Here is an 18,354-nt window from a genome sequence, read left to right on the forward strand (position 1 = left end):
TCCGTGACGCGGCTCAGGCGTTGATCTGCCCGGCCTGGACGATGCGCAGGTCGGGCGCGAGCTCCTGGTACGAGAGCACCGGGAGTTCGAAGAAGTCGATTTCCATCAGCTTGCGCAGGTGGCGGCGCACGTCGAGCGAACACAGCAGCACCGCCTGCACGCCGGGCGCCTGCCGCGCCAGGTGCGCGCGCACCTCGTTGCCCAGCCGTGCGGCCAGTTCCGGCGAGATCGCCAGCTGGCTGGCGCCGCCGGCCACGCGCACCGACTGCCGCAGCTTGTCCTCCAGCTCGGGATGGATCAGCAGCACGTGCAGGGTGCGATCGGCATCGGCATAGCGGTCGGCGATCTCGCGCTTGAGCGCCACCCGCACGTATTCGGTCAGCAGGACGACGTCCTTCTCGCGGCCACCGACGTCGGTGATCGCTTCGAAGGCATCGCGCAGGTTGCGGATCGGCACGCCTTCCTCGGCAAGCCGGCGCAGCACCTCGGCCACCCGCTGCGGCGCGACCACGCGCAGCATCTCCTTCACCAGGTCGGGGTAGTCGCGCTGCATGCGCCCGAACAGGTTGGAGGTCTCCTGGATGCCGAGGAAGCCGCCGAGGCGACGCTGCAGCGCGCCGCGCGCGTGGTCGGCGATGACGTCGAGCGGATCGCGCGCGGCGTCGTCGGCCGCGGTGGTCCATTCGCCCGACAGCGCGGGGAAGAAGCCCGGCACGCGCGCGGACGCATCCGCGCCGGGTGCGGCGGGCCTGAGCCTGGCATCGAGCTGCAGGCGGCCCGACGCCAGCCGCGCGCCATAGGCGCTGAGGCGGTACTCGCCCTCGCCCAGTGCATGGTTGATCCGCAGTTTCGGTGACGGCACCGGCACGCCGTACTCGTCGCGCTGCTGCTGGACGATGTCGGCGATGCGGCTGCGCAGCGCTTCCTGGCCATAGCGCTCGGCCAGCGACGGCGCGATCTCCAGCGACAGTTGCGGCGGCGGGGCGAGCTCCTCGCTCTGCTCGTCGCGCGTCTGGCTGGCGACGATCTCCTCGTCGCTGACGCGGAACAGCCGGCGCAGGTGCTCGAAGTCGTGGCGGTAACGCCAGGCGCTGATGCCGAGCAGGATCGCGCCGAGCACCAGGAACACCGGCCACGGGAAGCCCGGCACCAGCATCATCAGCCACGCCAGGCAGCCGGTGATCAGCAGCACGCGCGGCTGGCCGTTGATCTGGCGGGTGATGGCGTCGCCGAGGTGGCGGTCCTCGATCTCGCCGGTGGTGCGGGTCACCACCAGGCCGGCGGCGATCGTGCCGAGGATGGCCGGGATCTGCGACACCAGGCCGTCGCCGATGGTGAGGATGGAATAGGTGCGCGCGGCATCGGCCAGCGCCATGTCGCGCTGCAGGACGCCGATCGCCAGGCCGCCCAACAGGTTGATCAGGATGATGACGATGCCGGCGATGGCATCGCCCTTGACGAACTTCATCGCGCCGTCGAGCGAGCCGTGCAGCTGGCTCTCGGTCTCCAGCAGGCGGCGCTTGCGGCGCGCCTCGTCCTTGTCGATGAGGCCGGCGCGCAGGTCGGAGTCGATCGACAGCTGCTTGCCGGGCATCGCGTCGAGGGTGAAGCGCGCGGCCACTTCGGCCACGCGTTCGGCACCCTTGGCGATGACAATGAACTGCACCACGGTGATGATCAGGAACACCACCAGGCCGACCACCAGGTTGCCGCCGGCGACCAGGTTGCCGAAGGTCTCGACGATGTGGCCGCCTTCGGCGTCGAGCAGGATCGAGCGGGTGATCGCGATCGAGATCGCCAGCCGGAACAGCGTGGTCAGCAGCAGCACGCTGGGGAAGCTCGAGAACGCCACCGGGTTGGGGATGTAGATGCCCAGCAGCAGCAGGCCGAAGCCGATCGAGATGTTCACCGCCACCAGGCTGTCGATCAGCCACAGCGGCAGCGGCAGGATCATCACGGTGATGATCGTGACCGCGCCGAAGGCGAGCAGGATGTCGCTGTAGCTGAAGGTGCGGCGGGCGACGGTACCGGCCGGCGGTGCCAGCAGGTTGGCGATCAGCGCGCGCATGCGCCCGCTCCGGCCAAGCCCGGGAACCCCGTGCTCATGCCTGCGGCATGGCGCCCGGAATCCGACTCAACTCCCACCCCTGTTCGCTTGCCGACTTCCGACTGCTGCACGGCCCCTGCCCTCATGCGTCACTTTCTGCCCCGTTACGATATCCCGGGCAAGTGACCGTAAGGTAAAAATCCTGTTGCAGGGCGCCCGCAGGCGGAAGTCCGTCGCGTTACGTGACCGTGCTCACGTTATTGGGCGGTAGGCCCTTGCGGCCGACGCATGAGGTCGAGGAAGGTCCGCTTCCCGGGGACGGGCTCGACCACAGTGGCGCCCTCCGCGGGTGCGATGTCGGCGGCATCGAGTTCGGTGATCAGGTTCACCGAATGCCCGCTGACCCCCACCGCCAGCACGCGCCCGGCACGCGAGCGCACCAGCACCACGCGTTCGCGCGGACCGACCGGCAGGATCTGCACCACCGACAGCGGCGCATCCTGGCCGGTCAGGCCGAACTTCCGGCGGATGTGCCGTAACGCCACCAGAAGGGCAACGATGATAAAAGCGAGCGGCAGCAGGATCGCCAGCAGTTCGCCCCAGAAGGTCGGCGCTGCGGTCAATCCCGCGGTCGTCGCTGCCGCCGGGCCGGTCACGGTGACGAGGCAAGCGGCGACGAGGCGGGCGGGGGAACGGAACGAAGTGCGCATGGGAGGTCGGGCTTGAAGCGGAGCGGGGGGGAGGCGGCAGTCGCGCAGCGCAGGGTAACCCAGGCCGATCGCGGCATCCGCCACGGCATGGCGGGCCTGCGATGACGCCGGCACGGCGCGCCACGGCACCCGACGCAGCCGCCGGGGCGCGGCTGGACGACGTGCTGGCCGCGGTGCCGTTCGCCTGCGCCGCGTACGCTCGTGACGACGGCCGCCTGCTCGCCGCCAACACCGCCTTCCGCACCGAGTTCGGCCGCCTCGACGGCCACGACCGCCGCGACGACCTGCTCGCCGCGCTACATGGCAGCGGTGTCGACATCGACCCCGGCAGCGAGGTCCGCGCGCCGCATAACGACCGCTGGTATGCGCTGTACTGGCGCGAAGCGGCGACGCAGCCGCCGGCGTTGCTGCTGACCGCGGTGGATATTTCCGAACGGATCGAGATCCTCGATTCGCACAAGAGCCGGCAGGACAAGCTGCTGTTCACCTCGCGGCTGATGTCGGTGGGCGAGATGGCGGCCACGCTCGCCCACGAGCTCAACCAGCCGCTGGCGGCGATCGTGAACTACCTCAACGGCAGCCTGCGCCTGGTGGGCCAGGCGGGCGGCCCGGTGCAGGTGGAACGCGCGCTGCTGGCCGCACGTACCCAGGCCGAACACGCCAGTGCGGTGATCGCCCGCGTGCGCGAGTTCGTGCGTGCACGCGAGCCGCGACGCGATGCCCAGGACGTGGCGGTGATCGTGCAGACGGTGGTCGAGCTGCTGCGGCTCGAAGCCGAACGCCAGCAGCTGCGCATCGACATCGCGCTGGATCCGGGCATGCCGGCGGCGTACGCGGACCGGGTGATGGTCGAGCAGGTGCTGCTGAACCTGGTCAAGAACGCGATCGAGGCGATGCGCGAGGTGCCGGCTGCGCGCCGCGCGCTGCGTGTCGAGGGCCGGGTGGACCTCGACGGCGCGGTCGAGCTGCGCGTGCTCGACCGCGGCAAGGGCCTGTCGGCGGCGGAAAGCGAGCAACTGTTCTCGCCGTTCTTCACCACCAAGAGCGACGGCCTCGGCATCGGCCTGGCGATCTGCCGCTCGATCATCGAATACCACGAGGGGCGGCTGTTCTTCGAGCCGCGCCAGGATGGCGGCAGCGTGTTCGGCTTCACCCTGCCGCCGGCCGAAGGGAGACCGTGATGCCCAGCGACGTGCGCGTCCACCTGGTGGACGACAACACCCCGTTCCGCGATTCCACCGCCTGGCTGTTGGAAACCGCCGGCTTCGAGGTGCACGCCTATCCATCCGGCCCGGCGTTCCTGGCCGAGTGGCCGTCGCGGCGGCGCGGCGATGGCGCCGAATGCGTGGTGTCCGACATCCGCATGCCGGAAATGAGCGGGCTGCAGCTGCAGGACACGCTGCGCCGGCAGGGCTGCAACGTGCCGCTGGTCTTCGTCACCGCGCATGGCGACGTGCCGCTGGCGGTGGAGGCGATGCGCAAGGGGGCGTCGAACTTCCTCGAGAAGCCCTTCAGCGACGATGCCCTGCTCGATTCGATCCGCAACGCGGTGGCCGGCGCGCGTGCGCGCGGCGACGGCGCGGTCGACAGCGAGGTGCTGGCGAAGCTCAGCCCGCGCGAGCGCCAGGTGCTGGACCTGGTGGTCGCCAGCAAGCCGAACAAGGTGATCGCCGACATCCTCGGCATCAGCATCAAGACCGTCGAGCTGCATCGCGCCAACATGATGGCGAAGCTGGGCGTGCGTTCCCTCCCCGAACTGATGAAGGTGGCCCTTGGACATGGCTGACGGCAACCGCGCGGCGGCAGCCCCGTTGCGGGGGCGCATCCCGACGCTCGCGGTGCAGCAGCTGCAGCCGCTGCGCGAATTCTTCCAGCGCCACCAGCACTGGCTGCTGCCCGACAACGGCACGCTGCGCTTCGCCCCGGGCCACCCGGTGGCGGCGGACGAAGTGTTCGAACTCGACGCCGATGGCACCCGGCTGGGCCTGCGGCTGCAGGCAGCATCCGCGCCCGGCGACATGCCGCACTGGAGCGACTACCGCGGCCGCGCGCGCGTGCTGGCCTGGAGCCTCGCCCACGAACGCTGGCTGATGCGGCTGAGCGAGGCCTTCGGCGTCGTGCTCACGCCACTGCTCGACAGTGCGCCCACCGACGGTGCGCCGGTGGCGTGGCTGGACTTCCTGGTCGAGGACGACGACGCCGACGCGCGCGTGCCGGGCGCGGCGCTGCTGCAGGGCAGCCTGCGTGTGCCCGCAGCGTGGCTGCCGCGCCTGCTCGCCCAGGCCGCGCCGCCTTACGCCGACGAACCACCGACCCCGCTGGGCCGCTGGCGCGGATTGCCGGTGCGGCTGCTTCTGCTGCTGGACGTCCCGCCACTGCCGGCCGACGACTGGGCCGCGCTGCGCCCCGGCGACGTGCTGGTCATCGGCGCGCGCACCGCCCCCCTCCAGCTGCAGGCGCGCGGTGCCGGCCACGCCTGGCCGGTGGCGGCCACCGCACAGGGCTGGCGCATCGAAGGCGCCGCCCAGCCCCTGCCCCCATCCCTTTCCCGCGTCGAGGAGACCGGACCCATGAGCGAACAGCACGACACCGCTGCGGCGGCCCCCGAGGATCCCGACGCCGGTGCGCGGCCGCTGCCGGTGCGGCTGAGTTTCGAGGTCGGCGCGCTCGACCTGCGCATCGGCGACCTCGCCGAACTGCAGCCCGGTTACGTGTTCGCGCTGCCGGCGCACCTGGAAGGTGCCAACGTGGTGCTGCGCGCCAACGGCGAGGCGGTCGGCCAGGGCGAGCTGGTCGCCGTCGGCGACACCCTCGGCGTCCGCCTGATCGCCTGGACCTGAGCCCGCGCCGCGATGGATTTCAACAACTACTCCCCCGCGCTGGTCCTGCTGATCGTGGTGTCGCTGGCGCTGGCGCCGTTCGTCGCGGTGATGGTGACCTCGTTCACCAAGATCGTGGTGGTGCTGAGCCTGCTGCGCAACGCACTCGGGCTGCAGCAGGTACCGCCGAACGTGGTCATCAACGGCCTCGCCATCGTACTGTCGATCTACGTGATGTATCCGGTGATCCTCGACACCAATGCGGCGATCAGCGCGCGCCTGGCCGGGCAACCGATGCCCGCCACGGTGCAGGCGGAGATCGATGCGCGCGCGGAAGCCGAACGCGCACGGCGCGCGGCGCGCCAGCCCGGTGCCGCAGCGACGCAGACCGATGCGCAGCCCGTACCGGCCGCCAGCGAACCGATGGCGGCGAGCCCGGCTGCCGCCGATGCGCTGCAGGCCGAAGCCGATGCTCGTACCGCACCCGCGCCGACGCCTGCGCCAGCACCGGAGCGCGGTGCGCTGTTCGGCGGCGTCACCGGCGATATCATCGGCGCACCCGACCCCAACATGACCGGCGTGCCCACCGACGGCGCATGGGTCAGCGCGGCGCCACCGCCTCCACCGGCGGCGCTGGTGCCCGCCGGCAGTGATCTGTCGCGGATCCTGGGGATGGTCGAGGCCGGCAAGGAGCCGCTGCGCACGTTCCTGATCCGCCACTCCAACGACGCCGAACGCGCGTTCTTCCTGCGCAGCGCGCAACGCCTGCTGCCGCCGGAACGGCGCGGCGACGTCAGCGTCGACCATTTCCTGGTCGTCATTCCGGCGTTCACCGTCAGCGAACTTACCGCCGCGTTCCAGATCGGCTTCCTGATCTTCCTGCCGTTCCTGGTGATCGACCTGGTGGTCGCCAACATCCTGCTGGCGCTCGGCATGATGATGATGTCGCCCACCACGGTGTCGCTGCCGTTCAAGCTGCTGCTGTTCGTGCTGGTCGATGGCTGGGCCAAGCTGGTGCACGGCCTGGTCCTGACCTACGCCGGATGAGAACGCAGCCATGAACGAGGCGCTGGAACTCACCCGCCAGGCCCTGGTGCTGGTGCTGGTGCTGTCGGGGCCACCGATCGCGGCGGCCGCCATCGTCGGTCTGGTGGTGGCGTTCCTGCAGGCGGCCACGCAGCTGCAGGAACAGACCTTCGCCTACGCGCTGAAGTTCGTCGCCATCGTGCTGGCGCTGTTCGTCACCGGCGCGCTGATCGGCGGTTCGCTGTTCGCCTACGCCGACTACATCTTCTCCAGCTTCCCCGGCCTGTCCCGACGCGGATGATGCCGTTCGCGACCCTCGGTGACGCGATGCTCGCGCTGGGGCTGACCCTGCCGCGGATCATCGGTGCGTTCGTGATGCTGCCGCTGATCACGCAGTCGAACATGCCGCCGATGGTGCGCAACAGCTTCCTGGTGAGCCTGGCGATCGTCGCGCTGCCGGTGGCGATGACGGCGTCGCCCGGCGCGGTCGCGGCCACGCTGCAATGGCCGATGATGGTCCTCAAGGAACTGTTCGTCGGCGTCGCGATCGGCTTCTGCTTCGGCATCGTGTTCTGGGCGATCTCCGCCGCCGGCAGCGTCATCGACAGCCAGGTCGGCATGTCGATGGCGCAGATCTTCGATCCCATCCAGGGCCACCAGACCACCCTGCACGGCGAGTTCCTGTCGGAGTTCGCGGCATGGGTGTTCATGGCCAGCGGTGCGTTCCTGATCTTCCTCGACCTGCTGATGTCGAGCTACGCGATCTGGCCGCCGACCTCGTTCTTTCCCAACCTCGCGGCGACCGGCGTCAACCTCTTCGTCGGGCATTTCAGTTTCTTCATGACCACGGTGCTGGTGCTGGCCGCGCCGGCGATCGTGATCCTGCTGGTGATCGACATGTCGTTCGGGCTGGTCAACCGCTACGCGCCGCAGTTGAACGTATTCGCGTTGACGCTGCCGATCAAGGCATGGCTGGCCACCGGCATCATCCTGATGATGCTCGGGGTGTTCATCGAGGTGCTGGTCGGCCGGCTCGGCGACAGCCGCGCGCTGGTGGAAGTGCTCAACCGGATCTTTGCTTAGGTTCAGGCCCGACCCTCGCCGCGGCACAGCTCTGCGCCGACGAGATAGCGAGATGTCGCGCTGTGGCGCGAATCCGGTGCCGCCGCAAGTCGGCGCCCGATACCGCCTTGGTTGCGACGGCACCGGACCCGCGCTGGACGCAACGCGATGGATTGAGGGAAAGCAGGGCGGAGTCGACCCCGACTCGCACGCTTGGCTTGCCGACCAGATCGAGGAACCGTCGTCAGGCGCCTGTCGGGTGTTTCACCGACCAAGGCGATATCGGGCGCCGACTCGGTGGAATACCCGGCAGGCGCCCCCACGCGGCTTCTGCCTTCAGCCGGACGGGCAACTCCCGGCACCGGCACCCCGGATGCGCTGCGCTTATCCGGGCTACGCGCGGATGATCAGCCGTGCCCGTCGCGGCGCACCGTCTCCGCCCAGTGCAGCACTTCCGCCACCGCCTCGAAGAACTCGTTGCCGATGTAGTCGTCGAGTTCGGCCTTCTCGTGCAACCCGCGCGCGAGCGGCACGTTCTGCAGGATCGGCACCCCGGCCTCCTCCGCCGCCCGCTTGATCTCCTCGGCGAACGCGCCCTCGCCCTTGGCGACGACGACCGGCAGGTCGGTCACGCCGTGCTCGTACTGCAGGGCGACCGCGATGTGGGTGGGGTTGGTCACGACGACATTCGCACTCCGCACGGCGCCCAGCATGTTCTGCTGCGCCCATTCCTGGTGCAACTGCCGGCGGCGTTGCTTGACGTAGGGGTCGCCCTCGTTCTCCTTGACCTCCTGCTTGATGTCGCGCCGGCTCATCCTGAGCTTCTTGATGTAGGAGAACTTCTGGTACCAGACGTCGAGCGCGGACACGAAGAAGAACACCGCGATGGTCCAGATCAGGATCCACTTGATCGCATGCCAGATCGCCGCGCCGATCGCCTGCGGCGGGCTGTAGGGCAGGCGCAGCAGTTCGGGCAGCATGCGGGTCAGCACCAGATAGCCGATCCCCAGCAGCGCCGCGCTCTTGAGCACCGACTTCACCAGCTCGACCAGGTTGTCCATCGAGAACATCTTCTTGATGCCCTCGACCGGATTCATCTTGTCCATCTTCGGGACGAGCTTCTTCATCGACGCCACCGGCCCCGCCTGCAGGAACTCGATCAGCAGGCCGAGCGCGAACGCCATGCCGAACAGCGGCAGCAGGATCCACAGCAGGGTGTCGACCGCCAGCATCGCCATCCGCGGCAGGTTGTCGGCGAACGGCTGGCCGACCGCCTGCAGGCTCTGGTCGAACAGCAGCACCACGCGGCCGCCGATGAAGTCCAGCAGCATCCACGCCGCGCACAGCCAGCCCATCACCAGCACGGTGGAGGTGAGCTCCTTGCTCTTGGCGACGTTGCCTTCCCTGCGCGCATCGCGCAGCTTCTTCGGAGTCGGCTGTTCGGTCTTGTCGGCGCCCTGGTCCTTGTCGGCCATCGCCTGCTCCTGCCCGGTCGCCGCGCAGGCTAGCATGCGTATCCGCACGCGCAGGCCGTGCCGGCAGGCTGAACCGCACACCTGCCACGGCAGCGACCTAGGGTCGACCCCGGGTGACAGTGCGAAGACCGTCTCGTTACATTCTGGCCGTCGCCATGCGTACCCGCACCGGCGTCCATCCCCCGCACCGCAGAGGTCATCCGTCGCACCATGAGCAGCATCGGTTCCGATCCGCACCTGGGCCTTGCCGGCCTCGACCGGCTTGCCGGGCAGGTTGCGCTCGACGATCTGCGCCAGCAGCCCGGCCACACCGCGCCGCTGGACCATGCGGCGGGCCTGGAGCCGACGGCGTTCGAATCGCCCGCCGGCCCACGGGTCGACGACGGCGAACGCGTGCTCTCGGCCCCTGCGTGGGCCGGAATCGACGCCGGCGGACGGATGCTGGCCGGGGACAGCATGTTCGAACACGGCCTCGCGGCGTATCCGCTGTCCGAGGCGGCTGACCAGGCCACCGGCGCCATTCTCGACGCCCTGGGCTGACCGCACCGCGACGGGCGCGTGTAGCCTGTCGCCGAGCTTCCAGCCTGCATCCCGATGTCCGATGTTCCGCCCATCCCGTCACCGACGGCGTTGCGTGGCGCCGCCGACCGCCTGGTCTCGGCCCTCGCCGCGCATGCCGATCCCGAGTACCGCCTGACCGTGCTCAAGCGGCTGGCGCGACGACTGGGGGAAGAGCAGTATCCGGTGTTCCTGCGCCTGCTCGGCGTGGTTGCCGAGAGCGACGATGTACGCGCCAAACGCCTGCTGGCCGACACGCTGGCCACCGCCTTGCGGCGGATGGACCTGCCCGGTGGCGCACTGAGTTCATGGGGCGCCACCCGGCTGCCCGACACCGTGACCCCGTTCGCGGCCAGCGCGTTGACCGGGCAGTTCTTCGGCGCGACCCCGCGGCGGCTGCTGGGGCCGGTGGAATACCTCACCGTCTGGCACCTGCAACGCACCCAGCGCACGCCGCTGGGCGCCGAGGTGTTCCGTGACGCCCTGGCCGGGCTGATCGAGCTGCTCAACCACAGCGACGACGCGCGCACGCTGTATCCGCAGAAGCTGGCCGCGGATGCCGGGAACGAGCTCGAAGGCGCCTACACCCGCGCCACCCGCGAACGGCTGGCGGCGGTGGCGGCGGCATGGAAGGCCGGCGAGTCGCCGCAGGCGGTAGCCCAGGCCGCGCTGGATGCGGTGCCCGAACAGGCCCCCGGCGGCTGGGTCGTACGCGACCTCTGAGCGCCGCGCCGGGCACGCCGCCCGCGCCGGCGGCCTGCGTGAGCGGAGTCCCCGACGGGACCGGACCCACGTCCCATCTCCGTCGATCGACGCCGGAACCCGGCGCCCGCCGCCCGCCACGGGGTTGCCGTGCCCCTGCCACGTCGCCACCATGGCCGGCGCGCCCGCATGCCGGGCCGGGACGGGGGGAACCGATGCGCATCCAGACGCTGCTGCTGGCCGCGATGTGCGCCATTGCCGGGCTGACGGCCTGCAGTGGCGATCGCGACGATGGCGACACCGCAGGCCGGGGCGCGCAGCGCCCGGTCGATGCCGTGCTGCTGCCAGCGCAGCATCTGCGCGAGGACGACCTCGTCGCGTTCGTCCGCGCCAGCGTGCCGGCGCCGCTGCATGCCGAGCTGCGGCTGGCCTGGAGCGAGGGCCGCAGCCGCTGGCCGCTCGAGGAGCTGCCGCTGCACGACCAGCTGCCGCGGATGATCGCCGCCCTGTCCGCCCCCGACGCCGAAACCACGCTGCTGGCCGCTTTCGACAAGCAGTTCACCGGCGCGGACGGCGAGTTGCGCAAGGCGGTCGAGACGCTGGCGGCATTCGGCGTGCAATACGTCACCAACGACCCCGATCTGGACGACATCCAGCGCGATCGCGAGATCCAGCGGCTGGTCGCGCTGTCGCGCTGGGCGGTGCAGGCGCCGCTGACCGACCCGCAGCGCGCGCAGGCGGCACTGGCCAGGCTGTGCGCCGCCGCGCGTGCGACCGGGCTCGAGTCCGACCAGGCCCTGCGCGAGGTCGGCATGGACGAGAGCCTGCGCCGGCTGTCCGCCTTCCTGGCCACCGCCAAGGCGGTGCTGGCCGACTACGGGCTTGACCTGGACGCCAGCCTGGCTGCACTGGACGTGGCGCTGGAGCGGCAGACCGGCGACCACGCACGGCTGCGCGTGCGCTACCCGCTGGCGGACGAAGCCATCGACGTGCGGGTGGAGATCGAACGCCACGACCGCCACTGGTACCGCAGCGATCGCCTGCGCCGCGCCACCGCCGCCGCGGGCCGCGATGCCGGGCCGGCCGGCCCGCGCTGAGGCACGGCACCCGGCTGGGCGATAATCTCCCCACATGTCACGCCATTCCCCCGACCAGAGCCCGTTGCCCTTCCCCGACAAGGAGGCCGACGCGGACCTCCGCGACGACGCACCCGCGCTCACTCCGCCCGCCGGGCTCCATGCCGATCCCGGCGAGGCGCTGGCGGCACCGCGCCTGCCGCGCCGTGAACCGCGGCGACCGCTGTGGGCACGCCTGCTCGGGCGTGCGCTGGCGCCGTGGATCGCGCTGAAGATCGAACCGCAGGCGCCGGCCGGCCTCGTCGACGACCGCCCGGTCTGCTACGTGCTCGAGGACTACGGCCTGTCCAATGCGCTGATCCTCGACCGCGCCTGCCGCGAGGCCGGGATGCCCTCGCCGCTGCAGCCGCTGCCGGGCGACCCGGTCGGGCGCAAGCGCGCCTATGTGGCGCTGTCGCGACGCAATGCCGCCGGCACGCTCAACGCGCTGGCCAAGGGCAAGCGCCCGCAGAAGCCGAGCACGCACTCGGAATCGCTGGCACGTCTGCTCGAGGCCCACCGTGCCGATCCCACGATCGACGTGCAGCTGTTGCCGGTGTCGATCTTCGTCGGCCGCAGCCCGGACAAGGCCAGCGGCTGGTTCTCGGTGCTGTTCTCGGAGAACTGGGCGCTGGTCGGCCGCTTCCGCCGCCTGCTGGCGATCCTGCTCAATGGCCGCGACACCCTGGTCCGCTTCGCCAGCCCGGTGGAGGTGCGCGGGATCATCGCCGAGGACCTGAGCCCCGAGCGCACCGTGCGCAAGGTCTCGCGCGTGCTGCGCGTGCACTTCAACCGCATCCGCGAGGCGGTGGTGGGGCCGGACCTGTCGACGCGCCGGCTGCTGGTGGACAAGGTGCTGTCGGCGCCGACCGTGCAGGAAGCCATCGCCGACCAGGCACGACGCGACAACTCGAGCAACGAGGAGGCGTGGAAGAAGGCGTACCTGTACGCCTACGAGATCGCCGCCGACTATTCGCACCCGGTGGTGCGGTCGGCCAGCTTCCTGCTGACCTCGGTGTGGAACCGCATCTACCGCGGCGTGCTGGTGCATCACCTGGATGCGCTGAAGGCCGCCGCGCCCGGGCACGAGATCGTCTACGTGCCCAGCCACCGCAGCCATATGGATTACCTGTTGCTGAGCTACCTGCTCTACAACAAGGGCATCGTGCCGCCGCATATCGTCGCCGGCATCAACCTCAACCTGCCGGTCGTGGGCACCATCCTGCGCAAGGGCGGCGCCTTCTACATCCGCCGCTCGATCCGCGGCAATGCGCTGTACTCGGCGGTGCTGTCGGAGTACGTGGCGCAACTGGTGGCCGGCGGCTATTCGATCGAATACTTCATCGAGGGCGGGCGCTCGCGCACCGGGCGGTTGCTGCAGCCCAAGGGCGGCATGGTGTCGATGACGGTGCGTGCCTACCTGCGCCAGCCCACGCGGCCGGTGCTGTTCCAGCCGGTCTACATCGGCTACGAGAAGCTGATGGAAGGCACCAGCTACCTTGACGAGCTCACCGGCAAGCCCAAGCAGAAGGAATCGATCTGGCAGCTGCTGTGGGGCATCCCGAAAGTGCTGCGGCAGAACTACGGCCAGGTGGTGGTGAACTTCGGCGAGGCGATCCCGCTGCAGCGCCTGCTCGACGAGCACGCCAGCGACTGGGATGGCCGTCCGCTGCCGGACGACGAGCGCCCGGAATGGCTGTCGCGGATGGTCGACGCCACCGCCGACCGCATCCAGGTGCACATCAACCGCGCCGCGGACGTCAATCCGATCAACTTCATCGCACTCGCGCTGCTGTCCACGCCCAAGCACGCGATGAGCGAATCCGACCTGATGGCGCAGATCGCGCTGTCCAAGACCACGCTCACCGACGTGCCCTACAGCGACCTGGTGACGGTGACGCCGCACACGCCGCAGGAAATCGTCGCCCATGGCGAGGAGATCGGCGTGCTGCAGCGGATCTCGCATCCGCTGGGCGACGTGCTGCGCGTCGACGACGAGACCGCGGTGCTGCTGTCGTACTTCCGCAACAACGTCGTCCACCTGTTCACCGCATCGGGCTGGATCGCCTCGTGCTTCCACAACAACCGGCGCATGAGCGGCAACACGCTGCTGCGGCTGGGGCGCTCGCTGTATCCGTTCCTGCAGGCGGAGCTGTTCCTGCCGTGGGATGCCGATGGCTTCGTCGAGCGCCTCGAGCGCACCATCCAGGTGTTCGTGCGCGAAGGCCTGCTCGAGCGTGTCGGCGAGGACGAGGGCGGCATCTACCAGCGCAACTCCGGGCAGACCGACGAGGTGTTCCGGCTGCGCGCGCTCGGCCATCCGCTGCAGCAGGCGTTCGAGCGTTACTACATCGCGATCTCCGTGCTGGCCAAGAACGGCCCCGGCACGCTGGGTGCGGCCGAACTGGAGAACCTGTGCCAGCAGGCCGCGCAGCGGTTGAGCCTGCTGTATGCACCGGCGGCGCCGGAGTTCTTCGACCGTTCGCTGTTCCGCGGCTTCATCCAGAAGCTGCGCGAGCTGGAACTGGTGAGGCTCGACCACAACAGCAAGCTGGTGTTCGACCAGCGCCTGGACGTGTGGGCACGCGACGCCAAGGTCATCCTCGGACGCGAACTGCGGCACACGATCGAGAAGATCAGCCCGGCGGCGGTGCGGCCGGGCAGCGATCCGTCCGTCCCTGCCTGAAGCCGCCACCGCGGACGCGATCCATCTGCGGGCGACGCACCGGCAGATGGACGCGCGAAGCAGCTCAGTCCGCTTCGCTGAGCGTCACCGTGTACTCGCCGGCGGTGCCGAGGTGGCCGATGTAGATGCCGTACTCGCCGGGGCGGAAGGTGTCGCGCACGCGGGCGTCGAGCATGCCGCCGCCATCGTCGTCGCACAGCACCTTGCCCGGGCCGGTGATCACCAGCGAGGAATCGGTGGTGCTGTCGACGCGGATGTCCAGCGACACCGTCGAGGTGACCGTCAGGGTGTGGTCCGGCGTGGTGTCGATGACGCCGCTGCAGTGCGCGCCGTAGCGCGTCGCCTGCACGCTGCCGCCGGTCTGGCCGCTGGCGGTCTGCGGATCGGGCATGAAGCCGGCGCCGAGGACGAAGTCGCCGTAACGGCCCTTGTCGGCACCACGACCGGCACCGCCGACGAGTTCGGAAAGCTCCAGCCGGTAGCGGCCCTGGCGCTCGTAGTGGCCGACGAACACCTGGTAGTCGCCCGGGCCGAGACGCGCATCGACGCGCGCATCGAGCAGGTCGCCGCCATCGTCATCGCAGAACACGCCTGACGGACCGATCACCGCCAGCGTGGAATCGGTGTCGCTGGTCACGGTGAGGCGCAGGTTGACCGGGCTGGTGACGCGGATGCGGTGGTCGGGCCTGGCGCCGATGCTGCCGGTGCAGCCGTTGCCGAAGCGCGCGGCGTTGCCGTCGCCCCCGGTCACGCCCGAGCCGACCTGCGGGTCGGGGGTGAAACCGGCCCCGAGCGTGAAGTCCTGCGCCAGTGCGGGCGCGGCGGCGAACGCCAAGGCGAGCGCGAGGCCCGCGCGCACCCCGCGCGGCCCGATCATTGGATATGACATGCGGATCCCCCATGGCACCTGCCGGCGGACGATCCGCGGCATGCATGCCGGCGCGGATCATAGGTCCGCGCGCCACCTCCGGTAAACGCGTCAGGCCGGCTCGTCGGGGATCAGCGCCGATTCCATCCGGGCGATGCAGTCCTTGAGCTGCAGCTTGCGCTTCTTCATCCGCTTGACCGCCATTTCGTCCATGGCGATGTCGGCCTGCAGGCGCGCGATCGCAACGTCCAGGTCGCGGTGTTCCTGCCGCAACGTGGCCAGGCGGCCGGGCAGATCGGGATCCAGCGGCTCCATGCGCGGAGCATACATCCGTCCCCGGATAGCCGGGAACGGCCTGCTCGGGCATCGTGGCAACGTCCGATCGGAGCGGTGCGTGCACCGCGTCCGCATGCGGACGCACACGACATGTGGTGAACGTCGACACATCGACGTTGCATCGATCCGGCACGGATGCGCCCGACGCTGCCGGTACACTAGCGATCCGATGAGCACTGTCCTGCCCCTGCCCGAACCGGTTCTGCGCCGCCGCGAACACGCTCCGTGTGCGCAACGCCATGACGCCAACCGGCTGGCCAGGCGCCTGCGCCACCAGGTCGGTCGCGCGATCGCCGACTTCGGCATGATCGAGGACGGCGACCGGGTGATGGTGTGCCTGTCCGGCGGCAAGGACAGCTACACGATGCTCGACATCCTGTTGCAGCTGCAGAAGAAGGCGCCGGTGTCGTTCTCGATCACCGCGGTCAACCTCGACCAGAAGCAGCCGGGGTTCCCGGCGCACGTGCTGCCGGATTACCTGCGTTCGATCGGCGTGGATCACCACATCATCGAGCAGGACACCTATTCGGTGGTGTCGCGTGTGGTGCCGGAAGGCAAGACGATGTGCTCGCTGTGCTCGCGCCTGCGCCGCGGCGCGCTGTACACGTACGCCGCTGGGCACGGATATACGAAGATCGCGCTGGGCCACCATCGCGACGACATGGTCGCCACCTTCTTCCTCAACCTGTTCTTCCACGCCAGGCTCAGCGGCATGCCGCCGAAGCTGCTGTCCGACGATGGCCGGCACGTGGTGATCCGCCCGCTGGCCTACGTGCGCGAGGACGACATCGTCGCCTACGCCGACATCAAGGCCTTCCCGATCATTCCCTGCAACCTGTGCGGCTCGCAGGAGAACCTGCAACGCAAGCAGGTGCAGAAGATGATGCGCGAGTGGGAGCGCGAGTCGCCCGGTCGCATCGAAACCATCGCCGGCGCGCTGGGCGACATCCGCCCGTCGCAACTGGCCGATCCGAAGCTGTTCGACTTCCTGTCCCTGGGACGCGCAGGACGCGCCGCATCGCTCGATGCCCCTGCATGGCTGGCGGATGACGCTCGCATGGACGCTGCCGACGACGGCGCCTGATCGCGGTGCCCGTGCGCATGTCCTGTCCGTGGTCGCATCCGCGGATGCCCCCACCCGTCACCACCCGCCGCATGCGCGGATGGTGTTCCTCTTCCCTTTTTTGGTAACGCTGCCCGATGTTCTTCCGCAACCTCACCCTGTTCCGCTTTCCCGTCTCGCTCGATATCGGCACGCTCGGCGAAGGCCTGGCCGAAGCCGCGCTGAAGCCCGTCGGCCCGCTCGAATTGTCCTCGCGCGGGTTCGTGCCGCCGTTCGGTCGTGATGCCGAGGCGTTGTCGCACCGCATCGACGATGCGCTCTGGCTGACCGTCGGCGGCGAGGACCGCCTGCTGCCGGGTGCCGTGGTCAACGACATGCTCGCGCAGAAGATCGAGGAGATCGAAGCGCGCGAAGGCCGCAAGCCCGGTGGCCGCCGCCGCAAGCAGCTCAAGGACGACCTCGTGCATGAACTGTTGCCGCGCGCGTTCGTGAAGCCGTCGCGCACCGATGCGCTGGTGGACCTCAAGCTCGGCGTCTGCGCGGTCGACACCTCCAGCCGCAAGACCGGCGAGAACGTGGTGTCGGAGATCCGCCGCGCACTGGGCAGTTTCCCCGCGTTGCCGCTCAATGCAGAGGTCGCGCCGCGCTCGGTGCTGACCGGCTGGATCGCCGGCGAGGCGCTGCCCGATGGCCTGTCGCTGGGGGAGGAGTGCGAGCTCAAGGATCCGGCCGACAACGGCGCGATCGTGAAGTGCCAGCGCCAGGACCTCAGCTCCGACGAGATCGCCCGCCATCTCGAATCCGGCAAACAGGTCACCAGGCTTGCGCTGGTGCTCGACGACCACGTGTCGTTCGTGCTCGGCGACGACCTGGTGGTACGCAAGTTCAAGCTGCTCGACGGTGCGGTCGACCAGCTCGAGCACACCGAGGCCGACGATATCGCCGCCGAACTCGACGCGCGTTTCGCGCTGATGAGCGGCGAGTTCCGCCGCCTGTTCGCCGTGCTCGAGCCCGCGCTGAAGTTCAGCCGCGCCGAGGCCTGAAGACCCTCGCCGGCACCGCCTGCTGGACGCACCCATGTCCCCGTCCCTGCGTCGTCTGCTCGGACCCCGCCTCGCGCGCACGCCGCTGCAGCGCGACACCATCCCGCTCGCCTGCGACGACGGCCGGGTGATCGAGGTGCTGCGCGTGCGTGATCCGCGCGCCAAGCGCATGCGCCTGTCGGTGGCCGAGCGCGGCGCACGCCTGACTCTGCCGCCCGCCGCCAGCGACCTTGCCGGCCAGCGTTTCCTGCACGAACACCGCGCCTGGCTGGTCGCGCAGCTGGATGCCCAGCGCGTCGACGGCATCGAACCGCTGGTGGCGTTTGCCAGCACTACCCTGCCGCTGCGCGGCAGCGCGCGGCCGCTGAGCTGGCACGCGGGTCGCTATGCGCGCATCGACGATGACGGTGACACCCTGCGCTTCACGGTGCCGGCGCGCGTCACCGCTGCCACCGTGCGCCGCGCGTTGCGCGACTTCTACGAGACGGAGGCCCGCGCCGACGTCGGACGCTGGTTGCCGCGCTACCTGCCGGGCCTGCCGACCGCGCCGGCCCGCATCCGCATCCGGCCGATGTCCTCGCAGTGGGGTTCGCTCGCGTCCAACGGCGTGCTGGCGCTCGACCTTGCCCTGGTGCTCGGCCGGCCGCAGGCATTCGAATACGTGCTCGTGCACGAACTCTGCCACCTGGTGCACGCCGATCATTCCCGGGCGTTCTGGCGCGAGGTCGAAGCACGCTTTCAGGCCTGGCGCGACGAGCGCGACTATTTCCACGCCGAGGGACGCCGGCTCAAGACCGCGCTGCACCTGCTGCTGGCCGGCTGAAAGCGGCCACGGCGTTGTGGG

18 protein-coding genes are annotated in these 18,354 nt (G+C 69.9%); 13 read left to right on the forward strand and 5 right to left on the reverse strand.

The features are described 5' to 3' along the window. Positions 1 to 13: 13 nt before the first annotated feature. Positions 14 to 2,068 (reverse strand): type III secretion system export apparatus subunit SctV, encoded by a 2,055-nt coding sequence (sctV, locus tag E5843_RS13540; RefSeq protein ID WP_141066085.1) that lies wholly within the window; start codon positions 2,066 to 2,068, stop codon positions 14 to 16. Positions 2,069 to 2,304: 236 nt separating this feature from the next. Continuing rightward, a complete protein-coding gene (locus tag E5843_RS13545; RefSeq protein WP_136412943.1) occupies positions 2,305 to 2,757 on the reverse strand; it encodes a FliO/MopB family protein in 453 nt (150 codons plus the stop codon). 101 nt (positions 2,758 to 2,858) lie between these two features. On the opposite strand from E5843_RS13545, the gene E5843_RS13550 reads away from it, so the two are divergent. From E5843_RS13550 to sctT, 6 genes are read left to right on the forward strand one after another with little or no spacing between them, the layout of a single operon-like run. After that, positions 2,859 to 3,938 (forward strand): sensor histidine kinase, encoded by a 1,080-nt coding sequence (locus E5843_RS13550; RefSeq protein ID WP_136412944.1) that lies wholly within the window; start codon positions 2,859 to 2,861, stop codon positions 3,936 to 3,938. Next, complete coding sequence (locus E5843_RS14465) at positions 3,938 to 4,543, forward strand: response regulator transcription factor (RefSeq protein WP_141066086.1); 606 nt, start codon at positions 3,938 to 3,940, stop codon at positions 4,541 to 4,543. The genes E5843_RS13550 and E5843_RS14465 overlap by 1 nt, the downstream gene beginning before the upstream one ends. Then, positions 4,536 to 5,597, forward strand: a complete 1,062-nt coding sequence (sctQ, locus tag E5843_RS13560; protein ID WP_141066087.1) for a type III secretion system cytoplasmic ring protein SctQ — start codon at positions 4,536 to 4,538, stop codon at positions 5,595 to 5,597. The genes E5843_RS14465 and sctQ overlap by 8 nt, the downstream gene beginning before the upstream one ends. A gap of 12 nt (positions 5,598 to 5,609) precedes the next feature. After that, the gene (locus E5843_RS14545; protein ID WP_425480720.1) at positions 5,610 to 6,623 is read left to right on the forward strand and encodes a hypothetical protein; all 1,014 of its coding nucleotides are present in this window, start codon (positions 5,610 to 5,612) and stop codon (positions 6,621 to 6,623) included. 10 nt (positions 6,624 to 6,633) lie between these two features. Further along, on the forward strand, positions 6,634 to 6,903 hold the full coding sequence (gene sctS / locus E5843_RS13575) for a type III secretion system export apparatus subunit SctS (protein WP_134674442.1): 270 nt from the start codon (positions 6,634 to 6,636) through the stop codon (positions 6,901 to 6,903). Next, positions 6,903 to 7,685 carry a type III secretion system export apparatus subunit SctT gene (gene sctT, locus E5843_RS13580; protein WP_166432772.1) on the forward strand — a complete coding sequence of 261 codons (783 nt, stop codon included), beginning with the start codon at positions 6,903 to 6,905 and terminating at the stop codon, positions 7,683 to 7,685. The genes sctS and sctT overlap by 1 nt, the downstream gene beginning before the upstream one ends. A gap of 386 nt (positions 7,686 to 8,071) precedes the next feature. Here sctT and sctU read toward each other — a convergent pair whose 3' ends face one another. Beyond that, a complete protein-coding gene (gene sctU, locus E5843_RS13585; RefSeq protein ID WP_166432773.1) occupies positions 8,072 to 9,139 on the reverse strand; it encodes a type III secretion system export apparatus subunit SctU in 1,068 nt (355 codons plus the stop codon). Between the two features lie 210 nt (positions 9,140 to 9,349). Here sctU and E5843_RS14185 point away from each other — a divergent pair, with 210 nt between their 5' ends. The 4 genes from E5843_RS14185 (at position 9,350) to plsB (ending at position 14,200) form a co-directional block, all read left to right on the forward strand. Further along, positions 9,350 to 9,679, forward strand: a complete 330-nt coding sequence (locus E5843_RS14185; RefSeq protein WP_166816034.1) for a hypothetical protein — start codon at positions 9,350 to 9,352, stop codon at positions 9,677 to 9,679. A gap of 54 nt (positions 9,680 to 9,733) precedes the next feature. Continuing rightward, positions 9,734 to 10,420 carry a hypothetical protein gene (locus E5843_RS13590; RefSeq protein WP_141066089.1) on the forward strand — a complete coding sequence of 229 codons (687 nt, stop codon included), beginning with the start codon at positions 9,734 to 9,736 and terminating at the stop codon, positions 10,418 to 10,420. A 194-nt stretch (positions 10,421 to 10,614) separates the two neighbouring features. Continuing rightward, positions 10,615 to 11,496: a hypothetical protein gene (locus tag E5843_RS13595; protein WP_141066090.1), complete on the forward strand. Its 882-nt coding sequence runs from the start codon at positions 10,615 to 10,617 to the stop codon at positions 11,494 to 11,496. Positions 11,497 to 11,530: 34 nt separating this feature from the next. Beyond that, a complete protein-coding gene (plsB, locus tag E5843_RS13600) occupies positions 11,531 to 14,200 on the forward strand; it encodes a glycerol-3-phosphate 1-O-acyltransferase PlsB (protein WP_136412953.1) in 2,670 nt (889 codons plus the stop codon). 64 nt (positions 14,201 to 14,264) lie between these two features. On the opposite strand, the gene E5843_RS13605 is transcribed toward plsB, so the two are convergent. Continuing rightward, positions 14,265 to 15,089: a hypothetical protein gene (locus tag E5843_RS13605; RefSeq protein WP_136412954.1), complete on the reverse strand. Its 825-nt coding sequence runs from the start codon at positions 15,087 to 15,089 to the stop codon at positions 14,265 to 14,267. A gap of 90 nt (positions 15,090 to 15,179) precedes the next feature. Beyond that, positions 15,180 to 15,398 carry a YdcH family protein gene (locus tag E5843_RS13610; RefSeq protein WP_244240791.1) on the reverse strand — a complete coding sequence of 73 codons (219 nt, stop codon included), beginning with the start codon at positions 15,396 to 15,398 and terminating at the stop codon, positions 15,180 to 15,182. A gap of 175 nt (positions 15,399 to 15,573) precedes the next feature. Here E5843_RS13610 and ttcA point away from each other — a divergent pair, with 175 nt between their 5' ends. From ttcA to E5843_RS13625, 3 genes are all read left to right on the forward strand, one after another. After that, the gene (gene ttcA / locus E5843_RS13615; RefSeq protein ID WP_136412955.1) at positions 15,574 to 16,488 is read left to right on the forward strand and encodes a tRNA 2-thiocytidine(32) synthetase TtcA; all 915 of its coding nucleotides are present in this window, start codon (positions 15,574 to 15,576) and stop codon (positions 16,486 to 16,488) included. Positions 16,489 to 16,604: 116 nt separating this feature from the next. Then, positions 16,605 to 17,510, forward strand: a complete 906-nt coding sequence (locus tag E5843_RS13620) for a recombination-associated protein RdgC (protein WP_134674451.1) — start codon at positions 16,605 to 16,607, stop codon at positions 17,508 to 17,510. 34 nt (positions 17,511 to 17,544) lie between these two features. Next, positions 17,545 to 18,333 (forward strand): YgjP family zinc-dependent metalloprotease, encoded by a 789-nt coding sequence (locus tag E5843_RS13625; protein ID WP_136412956.1) that lies wholly within the window; start codon positions 17,545 to 17,547, stop codon positions 18,331 to 18,333. Positions 18,334 to 18,354: the final 21 nt, after the last annotated feature.

Origin of the sequence: Luteimonas yindakuii (assembly GCF_004803715.2) — a bacterium.
In the GTDB taxonomy this organism is placed as follows: Bacteria; Pseudomonadota; Gammaproteobacteria; order Xanthomonadales; family Xanthomonadaceae; genus Luteimonas; species Luteimonas yindakuii.